We start from the raw sequence: 4488 nt of genomic DNA, 5'->3' as shown, positions 1-4488 counted from the left end.
ACCCCTGAATGGACACCCTCGTACGTGTTCGTCGACGCCGCCGACGGGCACGGCCTGTCTGGTTAGATTGAGGGCCGCACCGACGCCGCCGCGCTGACTGTTTGCGCCGGGACGAGCGGGTTCCGGCCTGATGGCCGTCGCCAGCTCGCCTCGGCGCAAACAGATTCAACTCTCGCCATTTTCGTGGGATGTTGTCAGCGGCGCAGCGGCGGTGTGACGGGCTCGGGCTGAGGGGCCACGGCCGCCTGGGCTGCATCCGCGAGCAGCCGGCGCTCTTCAGCGGTCGCCAACAATCCCCCGGGCGCGACAAAACGGGAGGCTACATAGTCCGCTTCGGTAGTGGGTATCGGCACCCGGGTGCGGACAGCCCGTATGCACACCCGTACCGCATCGGCGAGCACGACGAGCACCAGCAGGGCGAACACTATCGCCATGATCCCGTCCAAGGTCGAGTTCTGGACGACTTTGTGCATGTCGCTGATGCTCTTCGCGGGCGCCAGAACCCTGCCTTCGTCGAGCGCGTCGGCATAGCGGTTCCGTTGGGCGAAGAAGCCGAGCTTGGGATCGTCCGAGAAAACCTTCTGCCAGGCCGCGGTGAAGGTGACGGCGACATCCCAGCCGAGCGGGACGCCGGGCACCCAGGCCCACCGCGCTCGCCCACTCTTGACGAACAGGGTGGTGACGACCGCCAATGCGATGGCGGCAAGCATCTGGTTGGCCATCCCGAACAGCGGGAACAGCTGGTTGATGCCGCCGAGCGGGTCGGTTGCCCCGGTCCAGAGGAAGTAGCCCCAGGCGCCGACCACCAGCGCGCTGCTCAGCCAGACCCCGGGCCACCAGCTCACCCGGCCGATTGGCTTCCACACGTTCCCGAGCATGTCCTGCAACATGAATCGGCCGACCCGGGTGCCGGCGTCGACAGTGGTCAGGATGAACAATGCCTCGAACATGATCGCGAAGTGGTACCAGAAGGCGGCGAGGCGACCGCCCCCGAATGCGCCTGAAAGGATGTTGGACATGCCGACAGCGAGCGTCGGTGCACCTCCGGTGCGGGCTACCAGCGTCGATTCGCCGACGGCCCGGGCCGCGGATTCGAGGGCGTCCGGGGTGATGGTGAAACCGAGGTTGGTGACCGCGGACGCAGCCGACGCCGCGGTCTTGCCGACGACCCCACCGGGCGCATTCATGGCGTAGTAGAGGCCCGGGCTGAGCACCGCCGCCGCGATCAGCGCCATCAGTGCGACAAGGGACTCGGTCAGCATCGCCCCATAACCGATGAGCCGGACCTGGGACTCCTTCTGGATCATCTTCGGCGTGGTGCCGGACGCGATGAGGGAGTGGAATCCGGACAGGGCACCGCAGGCGATGGTGATGAAGAGGAACGGGAACAGGCTGCCGGCGAACACCGGCCCGTTTCCCCTGGTCGCGAAAGTACTGATTGCGTCCGCCTGAAGTACCGGAAATTCGACGAGAACGCCGATGGCGAGCAGCCCGATGGTGCCGACTTTCATAAAGGTCGAGAGGTAGTCGCGGGGCGCAAGCAGGAGCCACACCGGCAGCACCGAGGCGACAAAGCCGTAGCCGACGAGGCAGGCGACCAGTGCCTTCGGGCTGAGTGTAAAGGCGGAGGCGAAGGCGGAGTCCTGGATCCAGCGGCCGCCGACAAGGGCCGCGAACAGTCCGGCGACACCGACGGCGGTGGCCTCAGCGACCCGGCCGGGTCGCAGCACCCGCAGGTAGATGCCCATGAACAGGGCGATCGGGATGGTCATTGCGATCGAGAAGGTGCCCCATGCAGAGGCGGCGAGCGCGTTCACCACGACAAGCGCCAGCACCGCCAGCAAAATGATCATTATGGCGAAGACAGCCACCAGTGCCGCTGTCCCGCCCACCGGGCCGATCTCGTCGCGCGCCATCTGGCCCAGGCTCTTGCCGTCCCGCCGCATGGAGAAGAACAACGTCACCATGTCCTGCACGGCACCGGCGAAAATAACACCGGCGATGATCCAGATCGTCCCGGGCAGATACCCCATCTGTACGGCGAGCACCGGGCCGACGAGCGGACCGGCCCCGGCGATGGCAGCGAAGTGGTGGCCAAACAGGACCCGCCGGTCGGTCGGCTGGTAGTCGACGCCGTTGTCGAGGCGTTCGGCCGGCGTCGCCCGGCTGTCATCCACCCGCAGCACCCGGTTTGCGATGAACCGGGCGTAGAAGCGGTAGGCGATGGCGAAGGATCCCAGGCCGGCGAGCAGGATCCACGCCGCAGAGATCGACTCGTGGCGGGACATCGCGAGCACAGCCCAGCTGATCGCGCCGGCCGCCGACACCGTGGTCCAGATGGCTATCGAACGGAGCCGGCCGGTCCTCCGGCCAAGGCCAGGCCCACGACCGCCGCCAGACGGAAGGCCGGTTCCGGCAGTATCGAGACGGGTAGTCATACGAGGCGTCCTTTGGCGAGAGCGGCCCGGCCGAGCAGGTCAGCGAGCCCGACATCGGGCGGCAGGTCGGTGCTGAAGTGCCGGAAGCCGAGCCGCGAGCGGCAGCCGACTGTGACATCGCGGCCCAGGAGGAACGGATAGGCGAGTGGATGGGCTACGGCGCTGCCACCGGGATCCGCGTCCACCGGGCGGAAGCCCCGGTGCCGCGGCACGAGCGCCCGCGGCGCGGTGCGCAGCCACAGTTGACCGGTGCAGGCGCAGCACAGCCCCAGCGGGGCCCAGTCAAAAACGACTACCTCGCCCTCGCGGAGCGCCGCGCGGGCCCGGTCGGTGAACCGGATCATCGCAGGCCTTCCGGCGCCGTCCCCCGACTGTGCAGCCGCCAAGCGGCGGCGGTCAGCAGCGCGCTTAAGGGCACCCAGGCAAGCTGATACCAGTAAAAGAACGGCACCCCGGCCAGCCGTGGCTCATCCTGCGCATAAAGCGGGACCGCCAGCAGGGCTGCGAACGGTGTCCCGAGGCACGCGACCGCGGCGGTTCGCCGCCGACGTGCCGCCGCGCGGGCCGGACGACCGGCGGCCGGCCGGCCTGTTGCAGGCACGGGCGCTGCCGGGACGCCTGCCGCGGAGTTCGCCGGGGCACCCCGCTGGGTGTCCCGGCCCTGCTCATCGTGCCACATCCTGATCTCCCTGCATTTTGATCTTCCTGGTGATAAGCCACCGCCTGGCCCAGGTACCCAGGCCGGGTGGTCACGCAGGCCGCGATGGTGTCACCGGGAGAGTTGCTCGCCGCGCCTCCGCGGTTTACGACTTGGTGAGCTAGAAGTTTACGGCTTGTTTCGGGATGGATGTCGTGTCAACCGCGCCGGCTCGGTGCGCAACTGGAATAAGGACCGGGCGGGACGACCGGGCGGGCTTCCACCGGCAACCTCGCCGCGCCGCACGGGAAGCCGCGTGTAACGGAGGGTGTTCGGATGGCCGACGGGACGACCGTGGCGGGATTCACCGTCGTGATAGCAGGCACTTCGTTACTATCGGTAAAGACGCGCGCGTTCTATCGGCGGGACGAGCTCCCCTCGCCGGAAGGGTGGGCGCTCGCAGGGCGCCCGTTCGGTGGCGTTCTGACCTGGTTCCTGCTCGGCGGTACGATCTACACCGCATATACCTTCGCCGCGGTGCCCGGCCTCGTCTACGGGGTGGGCGCTCTCGGCTTCTTCGCGCTGCCCTATACGATCATCGTCTATCCGCTAGCCTTCGTGCTCCTCCCACGTCTGGCGGAGACGGCTCGGCGCCACGGCTACGTCACGGTGGGCGACTACGTGCGGGAACGCCACCGGTCGCCGCTGCTCGCGCTCGCCGTGGCGCTGACCGGAATCGTGGCCACCACGCCGTACATCGCGCTGCAGTTGGTCGGCGTCCGCGCGGTGCTCGTTGCCGGCGGCCTCATCCCGCCTGGGCTGCCCGGCGACCTGGTGCTGGCCTCGGTGTTCGGGGTGCTCGCCGTCGCGACCTATCACAGCGGCATCCGCGCTCCGGCACTCGTCTCGGTCGCCAAAGGAATTCTGATCTTCCTGGCGGTCTTCGCCGTGGTCGGACTCGTCCTAGCCAGGCTCGGCGGACCCGGCGAGATCTTTGCTGCGGCACGGCGGAACATGGCCGCGGACGGCTTGCCGGATCCGTCACTCACGCTGGAGCCGTCGACGTTCGCCGCGTTCGCGAGCCTCGTGCTCGGCTCGGCGATGGCCCTGCTGGTGTACCCACACGTGCTCACCGCCGCCTTCGCGGCGAAGAACCCCGACGTCCTGCGCCGCTCGGCGGTCACCCTGCCGGCCTGCTCGGACTCTTCGGGCTGCTCGGCGTTGCCGCCTTGGCCGCGGGGGTACGCGCATCCCGCGGGCAGGCCGAAGCAGCTGTCCCGCTGCTCGTCCAGCAGCTGGCCCCGCCGGTTGCCACCGACGTCGTCTTCGGCGCGCTCGTTGTCGCGGCGCTCGTCCCCGCGGCCGTGATGTCGGTGGCGGTCGCTATGCTCTTCGTCCGCAACGTATACGGGG

The 4488-nt window shown here is 68.6% G+C and carries 4 protein-coding genes; 1 reads left to right on the top strand and 3 read right to left on the bottom strand.

Going from position 1 to position 4488, the window contains the following annotated elements; all coding sequences use genetic code 11:
• Positions 1–194: 194 nt before the first annotated feature.
• From AC08OU_RS22845 to AC08OU_RS22835, 3 genes are all read right to left on the bottom strand, one after another.
• Positions 195–2288: a carbon starvation CstA family protein gene (locus AC08OU_RS22845; RefSeq protein ID WP_476605765.1), complete on the bottom strand. Its 2094-nt coding sequence runs from the start codon at positions 2286–2288 to the stop codon at positions 195–197.
• A gap of 146 nt (positions 2289–2434) precedes the next feature.
• Positions 2435–2782, bottom strand: a complete 348-nt coding sequence (locus tag AC08OU_RS22840; protein ID WP_476605764.1) for a hypothetical protein — start codon at positions 2780–2782, stop codon at positions 2435–2437.
• Positions 2779–3117 carry a DUF3311 domain-containing protein gene (locus tag AC08OU_RS22835; RefSeq protein ID WP_462203727.1) on the bottom strand — a complete coding sequence of 113 codons (339 nt, stop codon included), beginning with the start codon at positions 3115–3117 and terminating at the stop codon, positions 2779–2781. Before AC08OU_RS22835 ends, AC08OU_RS22840 begins: the two co-directional genes overlap by 4 nt.
• A gap of 294 nt (positions 3118–3411) precedes the next feature.
• Here AC08OU_RS22835 and AC08OU_RS22830 point away from each other — a divergent pair, with 294 nt between their 5' ends.
• Positions 3412–4443 (top strand): sodium:solute symporter family protein, encoded by a 1032-nt coding sequence (locus tag AC08OU_RS22830; RefSeq protein ID WP_476605763.1) that lies wholly within the window; start codon positions 3412–3414, stop codon positions 4441–4443.
• Positions 4444–4488: the final 45 nt, after the last annotated feature.

The sequence above is a fragment of the Frankia sp. CcMO1 genome (genome assembly GCF_977945845.1).
This window is presented reverse-complemented; position numbering and strand designations above follow the sequence as displayed.

Coding starts and splice junctions, on each gene's coding strand:
- AC08OU_RS22845 (WP_476605765.1), bottom strand. CDS start 2,288: ATGTCCCGCCACGAGTCGATCTCTGCGGCGTGGATCCTGCTCGCCGGC.
- AC08OU_RS22840 (WP_476605764.1), bottom strand. CDS start 2,782: ATGATCCGGTTCACCGACCGGGCCCGCGCGGCGCTCCGCGAGGGCGAG.
- AC08OU_RS22835 (WP_462203727.1), bottom strand. CDS start 3,117: ATGTGGCACGATGAGCAGGGCCGGGACACCCAGCGGGGTGCCCCGGCG.
- AC08OU_RS22830 (WP_476605763.1), top strand. CDS start 3,412: ATGGCCGACGGGACGACCGTGGCGGGATTCACCGTCGTGATAGCAGGC.